The organism is Streptomyces sp. URMC 127, from assembly GCF_051386535.1.
Taxonomy (GTDB): Bacteria; Actinomycetota; Actinomycetes; order Streptomycetales; family Streptomycetaceae; genus Streptomyces.
Genome location: NZ_JBPQTW010000057.1, coordinates 1 through 24,237, shown reverse-complemented (window position 1 = coordinate 24,237; position 24,237 = coordinate 1). Strand labels below are relative to the sequence as shown.

The 24,237-nt window shown below is 73.3% G+C and carries 22 protein-coding genes; 6 read left to right on the top strand and 16 right to left on the bottom strand.

Features of this window, described 5'->3' with window-relative positions:
- The first annotated feature begins 55 nt into the window (after positions 1-55).
- From ACSNOH_RS15035 to ACSNOH_RS15025, 3 genes are all read left to right on the top strand, one after another.
- Entirely contained in the window at positions 56-685 is a 630-nt protein-coding gene (locus ACSNOH_RS15035) for a TetR/AcrR family transcriptional regulator (RefSeq protein ID WP_436721822.1), read from the top strand.
- A complete protein-coding gene (locus ACSNOH_RS15030) occupies positions 682-2,166 on the top strand; it encodes an MFS transporter (RefSeq protein WP_436721821.1) in 1,485 nt (494 codons plus the stop codon). Before ACSNOH_RS15035 ends, ACSNOH_RS15030 begins: the two co-directional genes overlap by 4 nt.
- Positions 2,167-2,339: 173 nt before the next feature.
- Positions 2,340-2,762, top strand: coding sequence for a recombinase family protein (locus ACSNOH_RS15025; RefSeq protein WP_436721820.1), 423 nt, complete (start codon positions 2,340-2,342; stop codon positions 2,760-2,762).
- 463 nt (positions 2,763-3,225) lie between these two features.
- Here the strand turns inward: ACSNOH_RS15025 and ACSNOH_RS15020 are convergent, their stop codons facing one another.
- The 12 genes from ACSNOH_RS15020 to map all read right to left on the bottom strand — a co-directional run bounded on the left by ACSNOH_RS15020 (position 3,226) and on the right by map (position 16,840).
- The gene (locus tag ACSNOH_RS15020) at positions 3,226-4,329 is read right to left on the bottom strand and encodes a PP2C family protein-serine/threonine phosphatase (protein ID WP_436721819.1); all 1,104 of its coding nucleotides are present in this window, start codon (positions 4,327-4,329) and stop codon (positions 3,226-3,228) included.
- A 48-nt stretch (positions 4,330-4,377) separates the two neighbouring features.
- A complete protein-coding gene (locus ACSNOH_RS15015) occupies positions 4,378-4,557 on the bottom strand; it encodes a hypothetical protein (protein WP_436721818.1) in 180 nt (59 codons plus the stop codon).
- Between the two features lie 25 nt (positions 4,558-4,582).
- On the bottom strand, positions 4,583-6,415 hold the full coding sequence (locus ACSNOH_RS15010) for a carbamoyltransferase family protein (protein ID WP_436721817.1): 1,833 nt from the start codon (positions 6,413-6,415) through the stop codon (positions 4,583-4,585).
- Positions 6,416-6,560: 145 nt separating this feature from the next.
- Positions 6,561-7,481, bottom strand: coding sequence for an SGNH/GDSL hydrolase family protein (locus tag ACSNOH_RS15005; protein ID WP_436721816.1), 921 nt, complete (start codon positions 7,479-7,481; stop codon positions 6,561-6,563).
- Between the two features lie 47 nt (positions 7,482-7,528).
- Positions 7,529-8,458 (bottom strand): NAD(P)/FAD-dependent oxidoreductase, encoded by a 930-nt coding sequence (locus ACSNOH_RS15000; protein ID WP_436721815.1) that lies wholly within the window; start codon positions 8,456-8,458, stop codon positions 7,529-7,531.
- Positions 8,439-9,752: an MFS transporter gene (locus tag ACSNOH_RS14995; RefSeq protein ID WP_436721814.1), complete on the bottom strand. Its 1,314-nt coding sequence runs from the start codon at positions 9,750-9,752 to the stop codon at positions 8,439-8,441. Before ACSNOH_RS14995 ends, ACSNOH_RS15000 begins: the two co-directional genes overlap by 20 nt.
- A 52-nt stretch (positions 9,753-9,804) precedes the next feature.
- A complete protein-coding gene (locus ACSNOH_RS14990) occupies positions 9,805-10,695 on the bottom strand; it encodes a phytanoyl-CoA dioxygenase family protein (protein WP_436721813.1) in 891 nt (296 codons plus the stop codon).
- A 22-nt stretch (positions 10,696-10,717) separates the two neighbouring features.
- On the bottom strand, positions 10,718-12,553 hold the full coding sequence (locus tag ACSNOH_RS14985; RefSeq protein WP_436721812.1) for a carbamoyltransferase C-terminal domain-containing protein: 1,836 nt from the start codon (positions 12,551-12,553) through the stop codon (positions 10,718-10,720).
- Between the two features lie 14 nt (positions 12,554-12,567).
- On the bottom strand, positions 12,568-14,127 hold the full coding sequence (locus ACSNOH_RS14980) for a radical SAM protein (RefSeq protein ID WP_436721811.1): 1,560 nt from the start codon (positions 14,125-14,127) through the stop codon (positions 12,568-12,570).
- Between the two features lie 132 nt (positions 14,128-14,259).
- Positions 14,260-14,424 (bottom strand): hypothetical protein, encoded by a 165-nt coding sequence (locus ACSNOH_RS14975; RefSeq protein WP_436721810.1) that lies wholly within the window; start codon positions 14,422-14,424, stop codon positions 14,260-14,262.
- Positions 14,425-14,954: 530 nt separating this feature from the next.
- Positions 14,955-15,728, bottom strand: a complete 774-nt coding sequence (locus ACSNOH_RS14970) for a hypothetical protein (protein ID WP_436721809.1) — start codon at positions 15,726-15,728, stop codon at positions 14,955-14,957.
- A gap of 344 nt (positions 15,729-16,072) precedes the next feature.
- Positions 16,073-16,840 carry a type I methionyl aminopeptidase gene (gene map / locus ACSNOH_RS14965; protein ID WP_436721808.1) on the bottom strand — a complete coding sequence of 256 codons (768 nt, stop codon included), beginning with the start codon at positions 16,838-16,840 and terminating at the stop codon, positions 16,073-16,075.
- Between the two features lie 72 nt (positions 16,841-16,912).
- Between map and ACSNOH_RS14960 the strand changes: the two genes are divergently transcribed.
- Together ACSNOH_RS14960 and ACSNOH_RS14955 are read left to right on the top strand one after the other, a co-directional pair.
- On the top strand, positions 16,913-17,191 hold the full coding sequence (locus ACSNOH_RS14960; RefSeq protein WP_436721807.1) for a helix-turn-helix domain-containing protein: 279 nt from the start codon (positions 16,913-16,915) through the stop codon (positions 17,189-17,191).
- Between the two features lie 165 nt (positions 17,192-17,356).
- Entirely contained in the window at positions 17,357-18,577 is a 1,221-nt protein-coding gene (locus ACSNOH_RS14955) for an FAD-dependent oxidoreductase (RefSeq protein ID WP_436721806.1), read from the top strand.
- An 18-nt stretch (positions 18,578-18,595) separates the two neighbouring features.
- Here the strand turns inward: ACSNOH_RS14955 and ACSNOH_RS14950 are convergent, their stop codons facing one another.
- Together ACSNOH_RS14950 and ACSNOH_RS14945 are read right to left on the bottom strand one after the other, a co-directional pair.
- The gene (locus ACSNOH_RS14950) at positions 18,596-19,219 is read right to left on the bottom strand and encodes a TetR/AcrR family transcriptional regulator (protein WP_436721805.1); all 624 of its coding nucleotides are present in this window, start codon (positions 19,217-19,219) and stop codon (positions 18,596-18,598) included.
- Positions 19,220-19,330: 111 nt separating this feature from the next.
- A complete protein-coding gene (locus ACSNOH_RS14945) occupies positions 19,331-19,792 on the bottom strand; it encodes a hypothetical protein (protein WP_436721804.1) in 462 nt (153 codons plus the stop codon).
- A 355-nt stretch (positions 19,793-20,147) separates the two neighbouring features.
- Here ACSNOH_RS14945 and ACSNOH_RS14940 point away from each other — a divergent pair, with 355 nt between their 5' ends.
- Positions 20,148-20,942: a class I SAM-dependent methyltransferase gene (locus ACSNOH_RS14940; RefSeq protein WP_436721830.1), complete on the top strand. Its 795-nt coding sequence runs from the start codon at positions 20,148-20,150 to the stop codon at positions 20,940-20,942.
- Between the two features lie 90 nt (positions 20,943-21,032).
- Here ACSNOH_RS14940 and ACSNOH_RS14935 read toward each other — a convergent pair whose 3' ends face one another.
- Both ACSNOH_RS14935 and ACSNOH_RS14930 read right to left on the bottom strand, forming a co-directional pair.
- Entirely contained in the window at positions 21,033-22,508 is a 1,476-nt protein-coding gene (locus tag ACSNOH_RS14935; RefSeq protein ID WP_436721803.1) for a hypothetical protein, read from the bottom strand.
- A 208-nt stretch (positions 22,509-22,716) separates the two neighbouring features.
- Entirely contained in the window at positions 22,717-23,886 is a 1,170-nt protein-coding gene (locus ACSNOH_RS14930) for a methyltransferase (protein ID WP_436721802.1), read from the bottom strand.
- Positions 23,887-24,237 lie beyond the last annotated feature (351 nt).

Genomic DNA, 24,237 nt, shown 5'->3' with positions numbered 1-24,237 from the left:
CGTTGCCCGTGAACACAATTGACGGAGTGAGTACTCACTCCGTAGGGTCGGGGGCATGACAGAGACCTCTCCCACCACCTCCCGGCGCCGTGCGGCGCCCATGGAACCCGACCAGCGCCGCGCGATGATCGTCGCTGCGGCCCTCCCCCTCGTCGTCGAGTACGGCTCCTCCGTGTCCACCGCGAAGATCGCCCGTGCCGCGGGCATCGGAGAGGGCACGATCTTCCGGGCCTTCGCCGACAAGGACGCCCTGCTCGCGGCCTGCATGGCCGAGGCGGTACGTCCCGATGACACCGTCTCCCACCTGGAATCGATCGCACTGGACCAGCCGCTGACGGCACGGCTCACCGAGGCGGCCGAGGTGATGCACGGCTACATGACACGCCTGGGCGCTGTCGCCGGAGCCCTCGCGGCGGCCGGGCGGCTGGAACGCCCCGCTCCATCCGGCAAGGACGGCCGCTCCCCGGATCGCGAGGCGGGCCTTGCTGCGCCGCGCGCGGCCCTGGCCGCCCTGTTCGAACCCGATCAGGACGCCCTGCGGCTGGCACCGGAACGCCTCGCGGACGCCTTCCAGCTCATGCTCATGTCCGCAGGCCGCCCCGGCGCCCCGGAGCCGCTGACCACCGAAGAACTGGTGGACCTCTTCCTGAACGGCGCCCTCACCACGCCCGGGGAGGCACGATGACCACACCTGACGCGTACGACGCACTCACTCCCCGCCGCCGCACGGCAATCACCTTCGCCCTGCTCGGCTGCGCCTTCCTGGCCATGCTGGACGGCACCGTGGTCGGCACCGCCCTGCCACGCATCGTCGAGCAGATCGGCAGAGACGGCTCCTGGTACGTCTGGCTCGTCACCGCCTACCTGCTCACCTCCTCGGTCAGCGTCCCGCTCTACGGCCGCTTCTCCGACCTGTACGGCCGCCGCCGGTTACTGCTCGGCGGACTCACCGTCTTCCTGGCCGGCTCACTCGCCTGCGGCCTGGCCGACTCCACGGCCGTGCTGATCGCCTCTCGCGCCCTGCAGGGTCTGGGCGCCGGAGCCCTGCTCACTCTCGGCATGGCCCTGATCCGCGACCTCTACCCGCCCTCCCGGACGCAGGGCCTGATCCGGATGCAGACGGTCCTGGCCACGATGATGGTGCTCGGCATGGTGGGCGGTCCGATCATCGGCGGCCTGCTGGCCGACCATGCCGGCTGGCGCTGGGCATTCTGGCTCAACCTCCCCATCGGCCTCGCTGCCTCGGCCGTCCTTGCCCGGTTCCTGCCCGACCACCGTCCCGCCACAGCACCATCCGGCCGCCTCGACACCGCAGGGATCGCGCTGCTCGCCGCCGGTCTCTCCCTGGCGCTGACCGGCCTCAGCCTCAAAGGCAACACCACCGCCGGGCACTCCCCGTCCTGGACCGACCCCACCGTCGCGGGCTGCCTGATCGGCGGCCTGGCTCTCCTCGCCCTGCTTGTTCCCGTCGAGCGGCGCGCAGCCGTGCCCGTCCTGCCCATGAGACTGTTCCAACACCACACCTACAGCGCCCTCCTGGCCGCCGGGTTCTTCTTCCAGGCCGCCGCACTGCCCGTCGGGGTCTTCCTTCCCCTGTACTTCCAGTACGTCCGCGGCCACTCGGCCACCGTCTCCGGCCTCCTGCTCCTCCCCCTGCTCATCGGCATGACGCTGGGCAACCGGCTCACCGCCACCGCCGTCCTGTGCAGCGGACACGCAAAGCCCGCACTCCTGGGCGGCGCAGGACTGCTCACCCTCGGCACCGCCGCCTTCTTCACTCTCGACGCCGCGACACCGCCAGCATGGACGTGCGTATGGCTGCTGATCGCCGGACTTGGCACCGGACCCGCCATGGGCGGCATCACCATCGCGACCCAGAACTGCGTCCCACACGCCGACATGGGCACCGCCACCGCGGGCTCCGCGCTCACCAAGCAGATCGGCGGCGCGTTCGGCCTGGCTTGCGGCCAGTCCCTGATGAGCTATCACGCCACACCCACCGCTGCGATCGGGTCCACCATCGCCTGGAGCGGAACCATCGCCGGACTGCTCGCCCTCGCGGCACTCCTCCTCATGCGCAACATAGCCATCCCCACACCCGCGAGCCGCCGTAACGAACCAGCGGCCCGCACCGCGACGCCGACAACCAAGGAGTCCGCCGCATGAGCCCCCAGCGCCTGTTGTCAATCGATCGTTTGACGACAGGAGACCGAGGCGTCCAATAGACCCGTGTAATCCGGGGGTTCGCGGCGGCGCGAATCCAATCAGATCCGATGGTGATTGCTGGCAGGGTTTGACGACAGATAGGGTCCGACCCTCCGCACGGAAGGGACCCTTCAGTGGCGAACCTGGTCTACAAGCGGGTCTCGACCGACCAGCAGTCCACCGCCCGGCAGAACCTCGTCCTGGACGAGGCCGGCATCGAGGACCCGGTCGTCTTCGAGGAGGACCCCGGCACCTCCAGCCGCCTCCACCCGCTCCAGCGCCCGAAGTTCCGCGCGCTCCTCGACTACGCGCGGCCGGACGACACCGTGCACATCTCCGAGATGTTCCGCCTCGTACGCGGCACCGGCCACATCCTCGACGTGGTCGACGTCCTCCACCGCGACCGCCTCGCCCTGCGCATTCACGACCGCGCGTTCTCCGCGATGGACCTCACCGCCCGCCACCCGCGCACCGGCGAGCTGCTGTCCACCGTGAAGTTCATGGTGCTGACCCTCGCCGCCGGCGAACTCCAGCGCGACCTCCAGTTTGCGAGCTGACCTACGACGGACTGCGCGCCGCCGAGGCCAAGGGCAGCAAGGGCGGACGCCGCCCCGCAGTGCCGGCCGACAAGACCGGCGCCGTGCGCACCGCGTACCTGGAAGGCCGGTCCATCGCAGCCCTCGCCCGCGGTCCACCGCCAACTTCTCGCCCGATGCCAGACCCTCGACGCACCCAGGGCACCCCTGCGGTCCCGGCGCAGCGCAAGGCCCTCCGCGAGTACGGCAACCGTGTCAACGCCCTCTGGCTACAGCCGGACCTTGATTAATCTCAGCGCCAACCACGGTTCGATTGATCCCCGAGGCCGGGATCGGGCCATGGTGGCTGATCGCCGCGGCGGCGGTTTCAAGGATGCGGGCGTCCTTGGCCTGCGCGGGCCGGGCGGGCGCATCTCTCCCGCCGCCGCGGTGATCAGCCACCGGCGGCCTGTCCGGCGGTGCCGGACCCCCGTCACGCCGTACGTCAACGTTCCCGCCGCACCGCGAGCAGCGCCGCGTCGTCCGAGAGTTCGCCGCCCGCGTGGGTGAGGAGGTCGGTGACGATGTGGTCGAGGAGGGCGGACGGGGGCGCGTCCGGCATCGTGGCGAGGCGTTCCGCCAGGGGGTAGAAGCGGCCCGCCGCGTCCCGCGCCTCCGTCACCCCGTCGGTGTACAGCAGCAGGAGGTCGCCCCGTTCGAAGGAGAAGGGCCATCCCCGGCAGTCGCCGCCCGCCATGCCGAGCAGTGCCAGCGGCGGCTGGGGCTCGTGGGTGGGGACTTCGTCGACGTGCAGCCCGCCGCCCCGCCCCGGCCGGCACCGCAGCGGCGGCAGGTGGCCGCAGTTGACCAGTTCGGCCCGGCCGGGCCCGGTCACCTCCACGAGGGCCGCGGTCACGAACTCCTCGCCCGGCCGCCGCCGCCCCATCGCCGCGTCGAGGCGCCGCGCGACCGTCGCGAGGGAGGGCTCGACCTGCGCGGCCTCCCGGAACGTGCCCAGCACGGCCGCCGCCGTGTCGATCGCGGCGAGCCCCTTGCCCCGTACGTCGCCCATCAGCAGCCGCGTCCCGAAGGGCGTGACCAGCGCCTCGTACAGGTCGCCGCCCACCCGCGCCTCGGCCGCCGCGGACAGGTAGCGCACGGCGACCCGCAGCCCGTTCAGCCGTTCGGGCGGCGGCCGCAGCAGCGTGTGCTGCGCGGCCTCCGCCACGGACCGCGACGCCAGCAGCTCCCGCTCGCGCGTGGCGACGAGCACCACGTTCGCGGTGCTCACCGACGTGATGGCCAGCACGGTGAACGCGGACGTCAGGTGGACGAGCAGGGGCACCTCGTCGTCGGCGAGGGCCAGCGGGGCGACGAGGACGAGCGCCCCCAGGCCGACGAGCAGCGGGACCCGCGGCCGCCGCGTGCCGATGCTGGCGAGCACCGGCGCGGTGGCCAGGACGGGGGACACCGTCCACCGCGGGTCCTGCGAGAGGTCCAGCGCCACGGCCGTGCCCAGCAGGACGTACGCCGCCACGACGAGCCCCCGCGCGAGCGGCGGCAGGCGCGGCGCCTGGGGCTGACCGTCCGGGCCGGTGACGTGCCTCATGATTGATGTCCACCATCGGCCACCCCCGCCCCGCCCGCAACCGCGCCCTCAACGCCCCCCGGGCCCGCTCCCGGGCCCGCTCCCGGGCCCGGCGCCGGGCGCGAAGTGCCAGTACGTCTCCGCCCGCGGCAGCCGCCGCCGCGCCAGCGGATCGCGCAACCTGCGCCGGCACCACCCCCACGGGGTGACGGCCAGGTAGTACACGGCCGTCAGCAGGACCGTCCGCACGGCGTCACACCTCCTTCCCCGGCAATCAGTCCATCGGGATCCCGGCACGCCAGTCCCGCTCCTCCTGCCACGGCGGCTGCCCCTGCTTGCGCAGCAGGAAGCCGCCCAGCGCCAGCAGATCGATGTTGGTCCGCATGAAGCAGGCGTACGCCTCGGCCGGCGTGTTCACGATCGGCTCGCCGCGGACGTTGAACGACGTGTTCACCAGCACCGGGCACCCGGTGCGCTCCTTGAACGCGAGGAGCAGCAACCGAAGCCGCGGGTGGCGCCCGTCCACGGTCTGCACCCGCGCCGAGCCGTCGACGTGGGTCACCGCCGGGACCGTCGACCGGGGCACGTGCAGCAGGCCGAGCCCGCTCACCCCGTCCGGGACGCGGGCGGCCAGCCGCTGCGCTTCGGCGACCTTGCCCACGATCAGCATGTACGGGCTCTCCTGCCGCAGGTCGAACCAGTCCTTCGCGTCCTCGGCGAGCACCGCGGGCGCGAACGGCCGGAACGACTCGCGGAACTTCGTCCGCAGGTTGAGCGCCGACTGCATGCCGGGGTCGCGCGGGTCGGCGAGGATGGACCGCGACCCGAGCGCGCGCGGCCCGAACTCCATGCGGCCCTGGAACCAGCCCACGATCGCCCCGCCCGCCAGCGCGTCCGCCACCCGCCGCGTCACGCCCTCGGCGCCCAGCCGCTCGTACGGGATGCCGCGCGCGTCCAGGTACGCGCCGATCTCGTCGTCGGAGTACGCGGGGCCCAGCAGCGCGCCCGCCATCGCGTCGTGCCCGGCGGCGGGGTGGGCCCGCGGCGCCCCCCGCTCGTAGGCCTCGGCGAGCGCCGCCCCGAGGGCGCCGCCGGCGTCCCCGGCCGCCGGCTGCACCCACAGCTCGGCCGGGCCCGCGTCCTCCAGGACCCTGCCGTTGGCGACGCAGTTGAGGGCGACGCCGCCGGCGAGGCACAGCCGCGGCTCGCCGGTCAGCCGCCGCGCGGTGCGCGCCAGCCGGACCATCACCTCCTCGGTCACCTGCTGCACCGACGCCGCCAGGTCGAACTCCCGCTCGGTCAGCGGGCCTTCCGGCTGCCGCCGCGGCCCGCCGAAGAGCTGCTCGAAGCCCGCGCCGGTCATCACCCGGCCCCGCAGGAACTCGAACCAGCGCAGGTCGAGCCGGAACGAGCCGTCCGGTTTGACGTCGATCAGCCGCTCCCGGATCAGCGGAGCGAAGCGCGGCGTCCCGTACGGGGCGAGCCCCATCAGCTTGTACTCGCCCGAGTCGACCTTGAAGCCGCAGAAGTAGGTGAACGCCGAGTACAGCAGCCCCAGCGAGTGCGGGAACCGCAGCTCGGCGAGGTACCGCAGCCGGGTTCCCACGCCCTGCCAGAGCGTGGTCGTCGCCCACTCGCCGACGCCGTCGACGCACAGCACGGCGGCCGACGGGTAGGGGCTCGCGAAGAACGCCGACGCGGCGTGGGACTCGTGGTGGCGCCGCGCCACGACCTCCGGCACGGCCCGCCCCTGCGGCCCGGCCAGGTGCTCGCGCACGGCCCGCGTGGCGGTCCGCTTCCAGCCGAGCCAGGCCGGCAGCCCGTCGAGGAAGGACGCGAGGCCGTGCGGCGCGGCCGCCGCGTACGTCGCGAGCACCCGCCGGAACTTCAGCGCGGGGTCCTCGTAGTAGGCAACCGCGCAGACGTCACCGAGCTCCGCGCCCGCCTCCCGCAGGCAGTAGCCGACCGCCCCGCCGGGGAACGACGGGTCGTGCCGCCGGCGGCTGAACCGCTCCTCCTGGGCGGCCGCGACCGGGACGCCGTCGGCGACCAGCGCGGCCGCGCTGTCGTGGTAGAAGGCCGACAGGCCGAGAACCAGCTGCGTCACGCGGCGCCCCCGGGTCAGAACATGGGATAGATGGACGCGTCGTCCGCCGGCTGCGGCTTGAGCGCCGGCTTGCGCCGCAGGCGCGGGTGCAGCAGCCGTGCCAGGATCCTCCGCAGCAGTGCCATACGGGCTCCCCCTTTCCTTGTCAGGCGGTGCTCAGGCGCTCGGCGAGGACGCGGGCGACCGCGTCGTAGCCGGCGTCCACGCAGTGCACCCGGTCCACGAACAGCCAGTCCCCGGGCCCGGTCGCCGCGCCGAGCTCCGTGTTCATGTCGACGAAGGGCACGTCCAGGCCCGCGCAGCCCTCGCGCAGGGCGGCCGCATAGGCGCGCCCGACCTCCATCGAGGCGATGTCGTTGTGCAGCCGGCGCCAGTTGGAGACGTCGTCCAGCTCGTCGAAGAGCGCCTTCTCCTGGGGCGCCGGCTCCTCCCGCACCCAGGGCGCGAGCGGCTGCAGGACGAACGTCAGCCGCGCCCCGAACGCCCGGGCCAGCAGCCGCCACCCGCTGAGGTGCCGCACGGTCAGGGCCGTTGCGTGGGCGATGCGCTCCGCCGGGGCCGGCACCGTGGAGGCGTCGGGCGCGGGGCCGCACTCGAAGAAGGCGCCGTGCCGGCCGTGCTGCGCCGCCGGCAGCCGGCTGAGCACGAGGTTGTTGACGCCGGAGAACACGACGATCTCCGCCACCTCGGGCAGCAGGTGCTGAAAGAGCGTCAGCAGCATCAGCTCCTGCGCCGAATTCAGGCTCTGCCCCGCGAAGTTGAGCCAGGGCAGCCCGGGTGCGTACCGGCTGCCCAGCCGCGAGGAGAGCGTCGCGTGGTCCCCGCTCGCCCCCACACCGAACACGGCGGAGCTGCCGGCCAGCAGCCGGACGGGCCCCGGCGGGCGGCCGTCGGCGACCGTCGCCGTGCCCTCCGTGGTGTGCGTGACCCGGAAACCGCACGAGTCGGTGGAGTACACCGGGGTCCGCTCGTTGCCGTACTGGAAGAAGCCGATGTACGGCTGGTCCTCCAGGACGAAGGTGTAGTGCTCCATGTGGGGGACGAGTTCGGCGCGCGGGGACTTCATGGGGCAGGGCTCTCCTTGCGTGTCCGGGGCCGGCCGGGGACGGCGGGTCAGTGGGCGGCGGGCGGCAGGTCGTAGAGCGCGCCGGGCCGGTCCTCGCGGATCAGGTCGGCGTTGACGGCCATCGCGGCGAGGCCGCCGCTGGCCGCGGCCATGGCCGCCTGCTGCATGTTCCTGCCGAGGTCACCGGCCACGTACAGGCGGGGGAGCGAGGTCCGGCCGCGCTCGTCGGTCTGGACCTCGGTGAGGTCGGCGGCCTGCAGCCAGGGCCGCAGCGGCTCCACGCGCGGCTCGGTGTCCAGGTGCAGGAAGAGGGCCGTGAACGTGAGGGTGCGCCCGCCCGCCAGCTCCACGGCGACGCCGTCCGGGTGCGCGGACACCCCGGTGACCTCGTCGGGCACGGTGGTGACACCGGAGGCGGCCAGGTAGCCCCGCTCCTCCTCGGGCAGCTCCCGCCGGTCCGACAGGTAGGTCAGCGAGGACGTCCACGCGGTCAGGGTCGCGGCGAGGCACTCGCCGGGCACCGCGCCGCCGTACACCCCGAAGTGCCCGTCCCGCACCTCGTAGGCGTGACAGTACGGGCACTCGAACACGCCCTTGCCCCACAGCGCGGCGAGCCCCGGCACGGCGGGCATCTTCGAGCGCACGCCCGCCGCGTAGATCACCGTCCGGCTGGTGAGGGCCCCGGCCTCCTTGGCGACGGTCACCAGGCGGTCGCCCTCGGGCGCCACGGAGATCACCTCGTCGTCGAGGAACGCAACGCCGTAGCGCGAGATCTCGGCGCGGGCGCGGGCGCGGAAGTCCGCGATGGTCACGCCGTCGTTGGTGAGGACGTTGTGCATGACGCCCGCGGCCATGTTCCGGGCGTCGCCGGAGTCGACGAGCGCGACGCGCCGGCGCGAACGCCCGAGGTACAGCGCGGCGCCCAGGCCCGCCGGGCCGCCGCCGACGATCACGGTGTCATACGGTTCCGCGGTCATGCTCTCCTCTTTCGGTGTCGGTGTGCTGCCGCGGCACGGGGGCGGCCTCCGGCTGTTCGCCGGTGAGGACGTCCTGGCGCAGCGGTGCGAGCAGGGCGACCGATCCCAGGATCAGGACGGCGCCGGACGAGACGAAGACGGTGGTGACGGAGGTGGTGCGGGCGAGCAGGCCGCCGAGGGCCGCCCCGATCGGCATCGTTCCCCACGAGCACAGGCGTGACACGCTCATCACGCGGCCCTGCAGCTCCGGCGGCGCGAACCGCTGCCGCAGGGACAGCACGGGGATGTTCCAGCTCATCATGAAGACGCCGTTGCAGAAGATCGCGGCGCCGGCGGCCGCGACGTGGTCCGCCAGGCCCAGGCCCACGTAGGCCGCGCCCGACAGGATCAGCGACCACTGCGCCATGACGAGCGTGGGCAGCCGCCGCGAGAGCCGGGGCGCGAGCCACGTACCGGCGACCGAGCCCACCGAGCCGGCGGTGAGCAGCAGGCCGTAGCCGGTGGCGTGCAGGTGCAGGGTGCGGTAGGCCAGCAGCACCAGCATCGAGAACGTCGCCGAGTACACCAGGCCGTAGAGGGCGCTGGCGGCCAGCGTGCGGGTGAGCGCTGCCCGCGTGAGCACGAAGGAGACGCCCGTGCGCAGGTCCTGCCACATGGAGCGGGCCGCGGAGGTGCCGGGCGGGGGAGCGGTGCGCGGGGCCGCCTTGACGCCGGCCAGGCCCAGCAGCAGCACGGCCGCGAAGCCGTACAGCGCGCCGCCGGTCGCCAGGGCCAGCGTCGCGCCGGCGCCGACCAGGAGCCCGGCCAGCGGGGGGCCCGCCATCTCGTTGAGGATGACCTGCGGTGCGAAGAGCCGGCCGTTGGCGAGCTCCAGGTGCTCGGAGGCCACGATGTCCGGCAGCATCGCCGGCGCGGCGGTCTCCGCCAGCGTCTCGGCGATCCCCAGGACGAACGAGAGCACGAACAGCACGGCCAGCGACGTGCCCGCCGCGAACGCGCCGACGGCCGCCAGCAGCGCGGCCGCCCGCGTGAGGTTGCTGATCAGCAGGATGCGCCGCCGGTCGTGACGGTCCGCCAGCACGCCCGCGGGCAGCGCGAACAGCAGCCACGGCAGCATGTTCACCGCCGTGAGCCCGGCCACCACCATCGGCTGCGGGTGGCTCGCGACCACCAGCAGCGGCAGCAGGGTGCGGGTGACGCCGTCACCGGCGTTGGACGCCACGGACGACGACCACAGCCAGCGGAAGCGGCTGCCCAGCACGGGCGTTCCGGCCGGTGCACCGGTCTTGGTCAAGGGACTTCACTCCGGGTCCGGCCGCGCACCGCCGCCCCGCCGCCCGGCACGGTCACGACCAACTCGTGAGCCCCAGAAGCCGCTCGCCCAGCGGGGTGAGCTCGGCGCGCCCGTACAGCTCGCGCTCCTTCTTGCGAGGGCTTCCGTGGTGCTCGTGCTCGTGCGGCGGGATGCGGTCCCGCCAGAACCGTACGCGGCTGTCCCGGAGCGCGGCGTCGTCCTCCAGGGCGGGCGCCATGGAGATGTACTGTGCCATACGCACCCGGTCCGCGGAGCGGTTCGGACGCACCCCGTGCGGCAGCAGGCTGTTGAAGATGATCAGATCGCCGGGGTCGACGCGGAGCGTCTCGATCTCGTAGCCGGTGATGTCGGGCGTCATCGGATCGCGGTCGGGCGGCTGTTCCTCCAGCCAGGCATCCAGCTTCTCGAAGATCCCCGGCACGCACTGGAAGCCGCCGATCTCCTCGTTGCCCTCGCTGAGCGAGAGCACGCCCTGGCAGCTGATGGGCAGCGGGCGCCGGGAGGTGTCGACGTCCCAGTGGACGAACCCCTCGAAGGCACGGGTGCCGCGGTTCGGCGGATTGACGTTGGCGAAGTCGATCACGACCCACAGGGCCGGGGTGTCCCAGATGTCGACGAACGCGTCGTACACCCGCTGCGTCTGCCGGTTGTCCCACATGGCCTGGTGGTTGTAGATCTCCACCAGCCCGCTGTGGCCCGGCAGCCGCTGGTTGTCCGTGCGGTCCGCGTACCAGGTGGCCGGATCGCCGGGCGCCATGTCCTCGAACTCCCACAGCGCCCGCGTCAGCCGCTCGACGTTGTCCGCGGGGACGGCCTGCCGGACGACGACGTGCCCGCGGGTGATCCAGTGCTCCCAGTCCTCGGGGGACAGCACGCGCAGCGGCAGCTTCTTGCGGACGTCCCTGAGCTGGGTCCTCGCCATGGTCGGTGCTCCTTGCTCCTGGTCAGGTGATGACGGTGCGCTCGTCGGCCAGGACGACCGCGTCCAGGGCCGTGGTGTCCAGCAGCTCCAGGGCGTCCCCGAGGTCGTTGAGGATGGGCCGCCCGCCGCCGTTGGCGCTGGTGTTGATGAGGATCGGCAGCCCGGTGCGGCGGGCCACCGCGTGGCACACGCGGTGCAGCAGCGGGTGCCGGTCGGCGTGCAGGGTCTGCAGCCGCGCCGTGCCGTCGATGTGCCGCACCTCGGCGAGCCGTTCGGCGTGCTCCTCGCGGACGCGCACCGCGAACAGCATCGTGTCGGTGTGGTCGAGCGGCCCGGCGAAGTACGTGCCCGCCACTTCCGCCGGGCACAGGGGCGCCACCGGCCGGAACCACTCGCGCCGTTTGATGGTCTGCGAGACGTGGCGCCGGGCGCCGGGCCAGTGCGGCGAGACCAGCAGCGACCGGTGCCCGAGGGCGCGCGGCCCCGTCTCCATCCCGCCGCCCAGCCAGGCCACGCACTTGCGCCCGGCGAGCATGCCCGCCACGTGCTCGGCGAGGGCCGCGTCGCTCGCCAGCGTCGTACGGGTGTGCCCGCTGTTCTCCCGGCCGCGCGTGGTGAGCAGCGGGCCGCCGTAGGCCAGTTCGGCTCCCGGGCGGCCGCCGCCCGGCCCCGGCCGGTCCTGCGGCGCGGCCACGGCCAGCGCCGCGCCCAGGGCGATGCCGGAGTCGTCGCAGCAGGTGGGGATGTGCACCCGCGAGAACAGCCCGCTCTCGGCGATCCTGGTGTTCGCCGTGATGTTCAGGGCGCAGCCCCCGGCGTAGCAGAGCACCGAGCGGTCCGGCCAGCGGGCGTGCAGCCCGGCGACGAGGTGGGTGAGGTCCTCCTCCACGGCCGCCTGGAGGGTTGCGGCCAGGTTCCGGCAGACCGGGTCGCCCGGGCCGTGCCCGACGAGGAACCGGTGCCCGCGGGGCGTGCGGATCTCGTCGGGGAACACCCCGCCGTAGGAGTGCACCACGTCGTCGTCGGTGGCGTCGCCCAGCAGGCCGTCCAGATAGCCGCCCGCGTCCTCGTCGTACGGGTACCAGGTGTCCTCGTAGCGCAGGGCGCTGCCGGCGGGCGCCTCGCCGCCGAGGGGAGCGAGCAGGTCGGGCGCGGCGCGCCGGGCGCGCTCCCCGGCCAGCATGGTGCGCAGCACGGGCAGGAGGCCGGCGTCGACGGTGCCGGTGGCGGCCAGGCCCAGCAGCTTGCCCGTGTCGAACTGGCCGCCGTGCACCCGGCGCGCCAGCGCCTCGTAGACCAGCCCGAAGCGCGGCCCCGTGCGGTTGCTGAACGACAGGACGGGGGTCAGTGACGCGCCGTCGCCCAGGCACACCATGCCGCACTCGGCGTAGTTGCCCGTCCCGTCCAGGGCGAGGGCGATCGCCTTGTCCGCGCCGGAGGTGTAGTAGGCCAGGGCGGCGTGCGCGTAGTGGTGGCGCACGGCGATCACCGGCAGGGGACCGGCCGGGCCGTCGGCGAGCGGCCAGTCCGCGGACTTGACCGGACGCAGGACGGACGTGGCCAGCGCGTCGCCCGGGCGGCTCCACGTGATGTCCTCGGAGACGAGCTCCACGAGCCCGGCGGGCAGGATCCGGCACGCCGGCGTGTACCAGTCGGCGACGGCGACGGCGCTCACCGGTCCGCGGGCCAGGGCGTGCAGCCGGTTCACCCAGTCGCCGGCCGACGCCGCGAACCGTTCGTTGCCGCCGCACACGTGGCGCAGCCCCACCTGGCGCTCGCCCTCGATGACGTGCACGCCCGCGGGCTGGGCCAGGGCCGCGCCCCCGTCGTGCCCGAAGTTCAGGCCGATCGTCGGCATCTGCACGGGCTCCTTCAGACGCTCGCGCAGACCTGGGCGTGGTGGCGTTCCAGCAGCCCTTGCACGACCTCGCGCATGTACGCGCAGTAGCCCGGCGACATCACCTGGATGGACCCGTTCTCCTCCTCCAGCGCGCCCGCGGACCCGCCCGAGCAGGTGCCCTGCAGCTCGCAGCCCTGGCAGCCGGGGCCGTTGGTGTAGGCGCGCATGCCGTAGTCGCGGTAGGCCGCCGAGTTGAACACGCCCCGCCAGTCGTCGATGGTGCCGAGCTTGCGCGCCGTCGCCTTGCAGGCGAACACGCTGCCGTTGGGCTCGATGGACAGCTGCCGGCCCACGGCCGGGCAGGTCTTGTAGTCGGCCTGGGCCGCCCACTTCGCCTCGTCGGCGATCATCTGGAACGTCTGGTACCAGTAGCCGCTGAGCTGGACGCCGCGCTCGCGCCCGTAGTCGACGGCGGCCAGCAGCTTCTGCGCCACCTCGTGCGGGCTGTGCTGCTCGAAGAACTCGCGGGCCTGGAAGGAGACGATCACGTCCAGGGAGTCCAGCCCGGCCTCGGCGACGAAGTCGATCAGCGGGGTGCCCCACTTGTCCCACGTGTACTGCGACAGGACGGTGGTGATGCTGACGGGCACGCCCGCGGCCTTCATGTCGAGGATGGCCTTGCGGACCACGGGCCACGGCGTGCGCTGCTGCTGCCCGCCGCGGAACTCCCCGGTCTCGGGCACCAGGTAGTCGATCGAGACGGTGGTGGCGACGCGGTAGTCGGCCAGCGCCTGCAGCAGCTCGGCGTCGATGCGCGAGCCGTTGCTCGTCATGTCGTAGGACAGGGAGACGCCGTCGTAGAAGTGCCCGAAGGTGCGCAGGATGTGGAGGATCGTGTTGCGGGCGAGCGTCGGCTCGCCGCCGAAGAACGACACGGTGAGCTCGCCGCCGCCGTTGGCCTTGCGCAGCGCCACCGCCTCCCGCAGCGTCTTCTCGGCCACCTGCGGGGACATGTGCATCGAGGGGTTGCGGGCGCCGTCGGTGCCCTCGTTCCAGTCCCCGCGGGCGAGCGTCGGGCCGCTGTCGCCGCGCGCCGTGCGCAGCTGGACGAGGACCGGTCCGGGCTTGACGGACTCCCCGGAGGTGTTGCGCTCCTCCACGCCGCCGTCGAAGTTGTAGGCGAAACAGCCCTGACAGGAGAAGTTGCACGCGTTGGTCAGCACGAGCTGGATGGAGGAGTGGAAGACGCCGCTGCTGAGCGCCTCGCCGCGGGCGGCGAGGAGTTCGTCGATCTGCGCCGCCTCGTCGTGGCCGGCCTCCACCAGGTACTGCGCCTCGATGAGGCTGTCGACGGCCGCGCCGCCCGCGCGCTCGCGCAGCTCGTCCAGGGGGATGCCGGCGGCGGCCTCGCGCAGCAGCTCGACCGTGTCGCGGTCCACCAGGCGGGCGTTGCCGAAGAGCGAGTGGAAGGCCACCGTGCGCTCGGTGCCGTCGTAGGCGTCGAGCCGGCCGCCGAACCGCGAGAAGTCGCGGTCTCCGGCGGTGCGCATCGTACGGACGTAGCGGGAGGACTGGTAAACCGGAGCCGACATCGGTGGACTTCCTCCTGGATCAGGTGCGGATCGGACGGGGCCGGGACGCCGGCCGGGGGAGCGCGTCCGTGGAACGGGCCCGCCGCGGGCGTGGATCGCGGCGGGCCCGTCGGAACCGGTGCGCCGGTACTGCTAGGCAGGGGTGACCGGTTCCTTCGTCTCGGCGACGTCCGTGACCGACTCCGCCTTCGGGATCGGCGTGATCGTCGGGGCGTTGCCCTTGTCGGGCGAAACGAAACCGCAGGGGCGCGACGACGCCGTGGGTGTCGGAGTGATCATCTTCTTGACTTCGGCCATCAGTCTCTCCTCGCCGTGGTCCGGCAGTATGCGTGCATACGCGGTCAGCGAATCATGGGCGGCCCGGGGCCGGGGATATTCGTTCCGGCCACTTTTTTCGGAGCGTATTACTTGATCGGAACCGCTGGTATTAGCGCATGAACGGTATGGATTCCTGTTCGAGAACGGCGCGGCGGGCCGGTCGGGGGGTGCGCTCTTACCGCGTCACCAGGGAATATGCGGAAAAGCCTGCCGCCGGAACCGTTCCGGGATATGCATGCGCAGGGCATGGATCAATTGCCAGGACCTCACCGGACGTTACGGAGCGGGCGGTTTGCGAGCCTGCCGCGCACGACGATCTGTGGCCCGCTCCTTTCCAGTGCCCTCCGGCGCCCTCCCCTCCTCGGCGGCATTGCGGCCGGGCGCGTGCGCGAGGAGCGCGCCGGAAGGCCGGAGCGCGCCTCCCGGCGCTCCGCGTGCCCACGCGCGCGCCCCGCCGCAGGCGCGCGCGGGCCTGCGGCAGGGCAGGAAGAGGAGCGGTGCGGCAGCGGTCAGGGCAGGTCGTCCCAGGTGACCACCGGACTCGCGGCACGCAGCCCGAAGTCCACGGCCGGATTCCGTACGGGCCGCTTCAGGCGCAGCCACCCGGGCACGGTGGCGGCAATACCGTCGTCGGCCGCCAGGTGCCAGAAGGTATTCGAATCCTGGCGCGCGAAATACGGGCAGAACAAGGAGATGACCAGCGTCACGCGGTGGCCCTTCGTCACGGGCGTGACCGCGTGGAAGATCCGGCTGCCGTGGAGGAACAGCGTCGCACCGCGCTCGCCGAGATCCGCCACGCGGAACCGGGAATCGTCCGGCACCGGCCCGGGGAATTCGTCCGCACGCCCCCGGAAGTACGTGAAGCGGCCGCCGTCGTAGTCCGCGTAGCCGCTGAGCTGAATCGTGAAGACGTAGTCCATGCCGTCGCGGTGCCAGTGCACACCGCCCTGCCGTCCGCTGCCCTCGCCGTAATTGATCTGGGCCGTGGGAAGCCGCAGCGGATGGGGAATCAGCGGAATGCCGACCAGCCGCGAACACGTGAGGAGGAACGCGCGGTCGCGGATCATATTGGCGATGAACGGCGAAAGCAGATCGGCGGCGCGCAGCCGCCGCGTCGCGGTGAAACCCGCGTCCTGCGCCGCCGGTTCGAGCTGCTCGCACACCGCGGTCAGGTGGCTCAGGCCCTCGTCCGTGAGGATGCGCCACGGCCCCGCGACGGCCGTGTCGTCGACGTGCCCCCTCGCGTGCAGCAACTCGCGCTCGTGATAGCCGAACTCCCGCAAGGAGACGCGCGGAACGGCCTGCGGGGGCGCCAGGAACCGGCTCTGCCAGGGCGGCTCCGCGGGCAGCCGCGCGCTCCGCAGCGGAGGCCGGGCGCGCAGCGCCTTCATCACCTTGCGGAATCCGTCGGGGGCCTGGGGCAGAACGAGTGGGCTCGGTCTGCCGCTCACTTTCGGCGCTGCGGGCACGACGCATCTCCTTTTGCGGAAACGCTGCGGCGGAACGGCCGACGGGGCCACCCGAGAATCTCCCACCGGGCCGGGACACTGGCAAGGCCCGCGGCGGCACCTTTCTTGCGGCCGTCCGGCCCGGCGCCGCCGCGGCCCTTCCGCCTGCGGTACGTGCCCTACGGCAGCGTCAGCACCCGCGGGCCGTCCTTGGTGATGGCGACCGTGTGCTCGATGTGCGCGGCGCGGCTGCCGTCGGCGGTGCGTATCGTCCAGCCGTCGCGGTCCGTGCGGTAGGCGTTGCTGCCGCCCGCCATGAGCATCGGCTCCAGCGCGAGGACCAGGCCGTGGCGCAGCGGCATGCCCCGGCGGGGACGGCCCCGGTTGGGCACGTGCGGGTCCTCGTGCATCTCGCGGCCGATGCCGTGGCCGCCGAAGTCCGCGGGCATGCCGTAGCCGCCGGAGCGGGCGACGGTGCCGACGGCGTGGGAGATGTCCCCGATGCGGTTGCCGGGCACGGCCGCGGCGATGGCAGCGTCCAGCGCCCGCTGCGTGGCGTCGATCAGGGCGGTGTCGGCCGGGCGCGCCGTGCCGACGACAAAGCTGATGGCGGCGTCGCCCGTCCAGCCGTCGAGCTTCGCACCGCAGTCGATGCTGACCAGGTCGCCGTCGCGCAGCGCGTAGTCGCCCGGGATGCCGTGCACGATGACGTCGTTGACGGACGCGCAGATCACCCCGGGGAACGGCGTGGGGGCGAAGTCGGGCTTGTAGCCCAGGAAGGGGGAGCTCGCCCCGGCGTCCTTGATGACGGTGTGGGCCGCCTCGTCCAGCTCCCGCAGCGTCACGCCCGTCTTCGCCGCGTCGCGGACCGCGGCCAGCGCGTTGGCCACGATCCGGCCCGCCTCGCGCATGGCATCCAGCTCGCCGTCGGTCTTGATCTCCACCATGGTTCCGGGTCTCCCCTGGGCTCGTCACCAATTCTTATACCGGTATTAGTATCACGGTCTAGAATCCGCCCCATGGTGAGGACCCCCTTGACCCCCTGGGAGCGGCGGCGCGGCGAGACGCTCGGCGCCCTGCTCCGCGAGGCGCGCGGCGAGCGGAGCATGGTGGAGATCGCCGCCGCCGCGGGCCTGTCCGTGGAGACGCTCCGCAAGATCGAGACCGGCCGCGCGCCGACGCCCGCCTTCTTCACGATCGCGGCGCTGGCCGCCGTGCTGGGCCTGTCCATGGAGGAGCTGGCGGCCGCTGCCGCGGCCGGCGCGGACGCGGAGGAACGTGCGGCGCTGACGGCGTGAAGCGGGCGGAGCGGGCGCCGTTCCTGACGGCTTTTCCGGCCTCCGCGAGACAGTTTCCCCGGCCTCGGTGAGACGGCTTTCCGGCCTCTCCGCGACAGCGGCTGACCGATCGGTTAGATTACTGACCGATCGGTTAGAGCTGTGCTCGAACGAGAGGCAGGACGCATGGAGCGCACGACATGCTGCGTGGTGGGCGGCGGCCCCGCGGGGATGATGCTGGGACTGCTGCTGGCGAGAGCGGGGATCGAGGTGACGGTCCTGGAGAAGCACCGCGACTTCCTGCGCGACTTCCGCGGCGACACCGTCCACCCCTCCACCCTGCGCCTGCTCGACGAGCTCGGCCTCGGCGAGCGGTTCGCGCGGCTGCCCTTCCCCAAGCTGGAGGAGATGCGCATGGAGATCGCCGGGACCACCGTCGTCGCGGCCGACTTCCGCCGCATCCCCGGCCGCCACAAGTACATCGCCATGGTCCCCCAGTGGGACTTCCTCGACCTGCTGGCGAGCGCCGCCGCGGCCGAGCCCTCCTTCACCCTGCGCATGTGCACCGAGGTCACCGGCCTGCGCCGGGACGGCGGCCGCGTGACCGGCGTGCGCTACACCGCCGAGGACGGCACCCCCGGCGAGATCGCCGCCGGCCTCACCGTCGGCTGCGACGGCCGCCGCTCCGTCGTCCGCCGGGAAGCCGGCCTCGTCCCGGAGGAGTTCGACGTCCCCATGGACGTGTGGCAGGTCCGCGTGGACGCGCCCCGCGGCGGCGTCAAGGACGGCCGCGTCTTCGCCCGCTTCGGTGACGGCCAGGCCGCCGTCACCATGGACCGCGGCACCTACTTCCAGACGTCCTACCTCATCGGCAAGGGCCGCGACGCGGAACTGCGCTCCCGGGACGTCCAGTGGTTCCGCGACCGGCTCGGCGCCCTCTTCGGCTGGGACGCCTCCGTGACCGCCGCCATCCGCTCCTGGGACGACGTCAAGCTGCTCGACGTGAGCATGGGCCGGCTCCCGCGCTGGTACGGCAACGGCGTGCTCTGCATCGGCGACGCCGCCCACACCATGTCGCCCGTCGGCGGCGTCGGCGTCAACCTCGCGGTCCAGGACGCCGTCGCGGCCGCCCGCATCCTCGCCCGGCCGCTGCGCGAGGGCACGGTCAGCGGCCGCGACCTCGCACGGGTGCAGAAGCGCCGCACGCTCCCCACGGCCCTCGTCCAGCGGTCGCAGCAGGGCGAGCACCAGCTGATCCGCAGCGCCCTCGACGGCACCCTGACCGCCGCTACCCTGCCTCTGCCCCTGCGGGCCCTGCGCCGGTCCCGTCCCCTGCGCACCGCCACGGCGTTCCTCGGCGGCTTCGGCATACGGCCCGAGCGCGCGCCCGCCTTCGCGCGGGCGTAGGGGCCCGGCCAGGCGGGCTCAGTCCGGGGCCCGCACCGCGTTCAGCGTGAACGTCACCAGCTCGTCGGCCGCGGCGTCCAGATCGGTCTCCGGGTCGGCGAGCCAGTGGGAGACCACTCCGTCGATCGCACCGCCGATCGCGAGGGCCATGACCTGCGTGTCGAACGCGCGCAGCCGGCCCGCAGCCTGACCCGCCGCCAGCAGCTCCATCAGGCCCTGCAGACGGCCGCCCGTCCGGTGGCGGCCCGGCGTCTTCAGCCGGGTGCCGCCCTCGTCGTCCAGGAGCATTTCGGTGATCACGCGCACGTGGCGCCGGTTGGCCTGCTGGTAGCCGATCATCGCCCGGACGTAGGCGACGAGCCCGTCCAGCGGGTCCGTCTCCTTCTCCACGCGCTCGGTGACGTACGCGGTGAACTCTTCCAGCACCTGCGTCAGCGCCGTGCGCGTGAGGTTGTCCTTCGACGAGAAGTGGTAGAGGACGGCGGCCTTGGAGATGCCCGCCGCCTCCGCGATCGCCGACAGCGACGCCGCCGGGTAGCCACGCGTGGAGATCAGGTCGATCGTGCTCTCGATGATCTGCTGCCGGCGCGCCCGCTCCGTGAAGGTCGGCTCGCCCGGGGCAGCACCCCGGCGGGGACTCATCGTGACGCCACCTCTGTTCTCTCGCGCTCGGCCCGGCCGCCGCCCCTGCGGACGACACCCGACCGTACACCGGCCCGGCCGCGGGCGGCCCGGCGGGGAGGCGGCCCCCGGTCAGTCCCACCAGTTGAACAGGACGTCACCCAGGCACGAGGGCTTCCAGTAGCGGATCTCCGTGAGCTCGGCCGGTGACAGCTCCGAGACGTCGACCTCCTCCAAGGGGGTCATCAGCTCCTTGACGCCCATCACCCGCAGCCCCGCCGTCTCGAAGACCTGCGCCCACAGTGGCGGGTCCGCGAACCCGGGCACCGGCTCGCCCTCGCGGACCTCGTCCGTGGTGAAGGCGACCACGGGCAGGTGGACGTGGCCCAGAGCCGTGAACACGCGGCCGTAGCCGTCGCTCAGCGTCGCCCGGCGGAACGTCTGCACCTCGCCCGGGACCACCTCGCCCGCCCGCCCCCGCGCCTCCATGGCCGCGGTGAAACACGCGGCCCGGAACAGCGCCGCCTCGGTCCGTGGCAGAGGAGCCTCGTGCGGCCCCCGGAACCCCGTAGCGCCCCGCGCCAGACGGATCAACGTGCCTTCCTTCCCGTGTGCCGGAGGCCCGTGACCGGCAGGAGCGGACGCGGAGCCCACCTGCACTCCCCACCCCTCTCCTGCCGTCACGCCCGTGTCATGCGTGACGTCCTGCTCCTCACTACCCAGCACAACGCGCGAGCCGTCGCTCCGTACGCCTCTCCCGCAGCGCGCGCGGCCCGCCGCGCCACGGCACGCACCCCCCGGCGTGCGCACCCCCGGCGCGCCTCTGCGGAAATTCGTTCGCGGTCCCGCGCCCGGCCCGGCTAGCGTCGAGGCCGTGACGACCACCGGCGAACGCACGGACGGCGGGCGCGGCGGGGCCGCCCCGGACTGGCGCGAGACCAACCGCGCGATGTGGGACGAGCGCGTGCCCCTGCACACCGAGAGCGCCTTCTACGACGTGGCGGGCTTCAAGGCCGGCCGCAACGACCTGCGCGGGTTCGAGGCGGACGAGGTCGGTGACGTCACCGGCAAGCGCCTGCTCCACCTGCAGTGCCACATCGGCACCGACACCCTGTCCTGGGCCCGCCGGGGCGCCGAGGTGACCGGGCTGGACTTCTCCGGCGCGGCCGTCGCCTCGGCCCGGGCGCTGGCCGCGGAGGTGGGCGAGGAGCGGGCCCGGTTCGTCGAGTCCGACGTGTACGACGCGCCGGCCGCGCTGCGGGGCGAGACCTTCGACATCGTCTACACCGGCTTCGGCGCCCTGTGCTGGCTGCCCGACCTGACGCGGTGGGCGCGCGCGGCCGCGGAACTGGTGGCGCCCGGCGGTTTCCTGTACCTGGCGGAGTTCCACCCGGTGGCCATGTGCCTGGGCGAGGACGGCAGCGCGTTCGCCGAGGACTACTTCGCTCCCGGGCCGTTCACCTACGACGAGCCGGGCTCGTACGCCGCCCTCACCGCCCGGACGCGGCACAACCGCTCGGTCGAGTGGCAGCACACGCTGGGCGACGTGGTCAGCGCGGTGATCGCCGCCGGCCTGCGGCTGGAGTTCCTCCACGAACACGACTTCACGCTCTTCGAGTACCTCGGCGGCATGGTCCGGGCCCGGGACACGAGCGGCAGCCGCGGCGGCGAGGCCGTGGTCTACCGGCTCCCGGAGGGCCGCCCGCGCATCCCGATGGTCTACTCGCTGCGGGCCTCCAAGTAACAGGGCCCGGTCGCACGGCAGGGCACCGGTGCGCGCCGCGGAACGTGCGCGCACCGGTGCCCGTGTGCGGTGGTGCCTGTGTGCGGTGACCTACTTGCGGCGGCCCGCCGTCGAGACGGTGCCCTCGCCGCCCGCCAGCTTCCACTCCTTGTGGAGCGAGCCCAGCGGGATCGGCTTCTCGAAGACGGGCGTGCCGAAGATCCGCAGCTGGAGCTGGAGGGCTCCCGCGAGGTCCAGCCCGCCGTAGGCGCCCCACTTGCCGGTGGCCGAGGCCTTGCCGTCGGCGGAGGCGGTGGCGCTGCCCTCCGCCTCGGCCCGCAGGTACGGGGCGACGTCGGCCTTCACGCCGACCGCGCCGTACAGACCGACGGACGCCTCGGCGCCGAGCGCGGCCTTCACCTTGCCGGCCGCGGTCACGGACGCCTGCGGCGACGTGGCCGAGAAGTCGGAGGTGCTGACCGGCGACCAGCCCTTGCCGCGGTTGTACGCGCCGCCGACGCGGAAGCCTCCCTTGAGGTCCTCCTTGACGTCGGCGTTGACGTGGCCGTCGGCGTCCACCTGCAGGTAGCAGGTGAGGCCGAGGTTGACCACGACCGGCACCGGACCGACCTGGATGACCGGCGAGGCGTGCAGCTTGGCGAACGGCACGCGCAGCGGCTTGCCGTCCGTCGAGGCGGCCGCCTGGCCCTTGAGCTCCCACTGGGAGGACCAGTCGCCCGACAGCGACACCGAGGCGCTCGCGGGTGCGCCGCCGAAGCCCGCGCCACCGCCGTCGTAGGCGAAGTCGACCTCCGGAGCCAGCTGGACGTAGCCCGAGGCCGACGCCGCGGCGGAGGCCGGGGCGTCCTTGGCGGTGGCGATGGACGTACCGACGTCGAGCCGCAGGTTGCCCAGCGGCACCTTCGCGCCCTTGGGCCCGAAGTGGACGTTCCCCGTCTTCGTCCACGAGGCCTTGACGCCCTTGACGAGCGGCTCGACCTCGACCGTGGACGGGTCGACGGGCACCGCGCCCTTGGCCTGCGAGTCGCCCAGCAGGGCGCCCAGGGTGGCCGGGGCGGTGTTGACCTCCGTGCCCTTCTCGGTCTGCCCGAGCACCTTGGTGACCTTGGCGAGGACACCGTCGGGGGCCCCGGGGGCGGGCGCGCTGGCGATGATGTCGCCGACGGCCACCTGGTCGTTCTTGCCGGGTCCGGCGCTGCTGCCGGCACCCGCCGAGCCGGACGGCGCGGGGGTGCGGCCGGGAGCCACGCCCTTGGGGGGCTTCGCCGCGCCGGAGATGACGGCGCGTCCGCTGCTCTTGTCGAACGAGGCGACCTTCAGCGCGGACTTCTGCGCCGTCCTGCCGGAGCCGGAGGGGCGGGCCACGGCGCTCGGGGCGCCCGCGCCCTCGGGCGCGGCCCGGACGGCGAGCTGGGGTTTCGCGGCGGGCGGCCGGGCCGCTGCCGCCTTCTCCGTGCCGGCGCCGGGGTCACTGCCGGAGGGCCCGGAGGCCGCGGAGCACCCGGTGGCGAGCAGGGAGGCGGCGGTGATGGCGGGTAAAGCGATGAATCGTGCGGGCTTGCGCAAATTCGATCCTCGGAGCGTGAGGTGGGGGCGGGCCGGAGGCGTCGGCACTCCGGCCCGCATCACACGGCAGGGGCGGGTGAACCGGATGGCTACCCGCCGGTAACGGCATGATCATGCCATGGCCGCGTGTGCCCTCAGAAGCCCTAAACCTCCGGTGGGCAGTGATCTGGATCACTGCCCACCAGGGGGGTGCCCGGCTCCAAGTCGTTTAGTTTTTGACCGCCTTGAGGACGACGAACTTCGGGTCGCTCGCCACGGTCTCGCAGTTGCCGAACAGCCGGCGCAGCTTGATGTGGTAGCCCAGGTGCCGGTTGCCGATGACCCACAGCTCGCCGCCGCGGCGCAGCGCGGCCCGCGACCCGGTGAACATGCGCCAGGCCGTCGCGTCGGTCGTCGACTGGTGGGAGTGGAAGGGCGGGTTGTTCAGCACCAGGTCCACGGACTCGGCCGGCACGCCCGCCAGGCCGTCGCCCACCCGGAACTCGGCCTTCGCCCGCGGTCCCGCGTTCTCCCGGAAGGTGGCCTCGGCGGACGCCACCGCCTGGTACGACTCGTCGACGAACATCACCTCGGCCTGCGGGTTGGCCAGCGCCGCGGCCGTCCCGACGATGCCGTTGCCGCAGCCGAGGTCCACGACCCGCTCCGGGCCGCGCCGCTGCGGCAGGTTGCGCAGGAAGAACCGGGTGCCGATGTCGAGGCGGTCGGCGCAGAAGATCCCCGCGTGGTTGGTCACCATCAGCCCGGAGGCCGGCCCGATGCCGAGCGGCAGGGCGTAGCGGTGCGGCCACGGGCTCCCGGACTGGGGGACGGCGGGGTCCGGCGAGCAGAAGATGAGCCGGGCCTTCTTCACGGCCAGCGAGGTGCGGGTGGGGCCGGCGATCCGCTCGAACAGCTTCAGCGTCGAGGTGTGGATCTCCGTGACCTTGCCCGCGCCGACGACGACGGACCCGGCGTGCAGCCGGGGCGCGAGCCGGTGCAGCTGGTCCTCCAGGAGCGCGAGGCTCTTGGGCACGCGGACCAGCAGGACGTCGATGCGGTCCGGCGGGGTGTCCCTCGTCGACAGCAGCGCAACCGCCTTCGCGGCGACGCCGTTGCGCTCCAGGTTGCGGAGCGTGGCCTGCCGGGCCAGGAACGAGTCGGTGATCTGCACGGGCCGGGCGCCCTGCCGGGCGAGGGCGGTGGTCAGCGCGCCCCACCGGTCGCCCAGCACCGCCACGGTGCCGGACAGGTCCGCGGGGGCACCGGCGCTCTCCGCGCTGCCCGCCAGGTGCTGGAGCAGGTACTCGTCGGCGGCGTCCCAGGCACGCAGCTGGTCGCGGGGGTCCTCGGGGAAACGGGTCAGGACCAGCTCGCCCCACGGCGTCAAAAAACGGTTCATCGTGCCCACAGGCTAGTCCAGAGCTCCGGCGCGGGTGAGCACGGCCGCCCCGGGCCGGCGGCCCGCGCGCCGTTCCCGCCCGGCGAGCCGGTCACCGCCGCGCCCGGCGAAGCCGCCCCCGGCACTGGGTAAAGTGTCGCCGCCGTACGAAACATCGCAGGTGAAACGGGGTCAGGGCATGGGCATACTCAACCGGGTGAAGAACCTGGGCGACCAGGTGGGCACGGCGGCGACCGCCTTCGGCAAGGACGTCGCCCACGCCGTACAGCGCGGCGTCGACGCCGGGCGCACCGGCACGAACGCCTCCGGCGACTGGGTCCTGTCCGTCCTGCGCTCGCTGCCCGCCCCCGC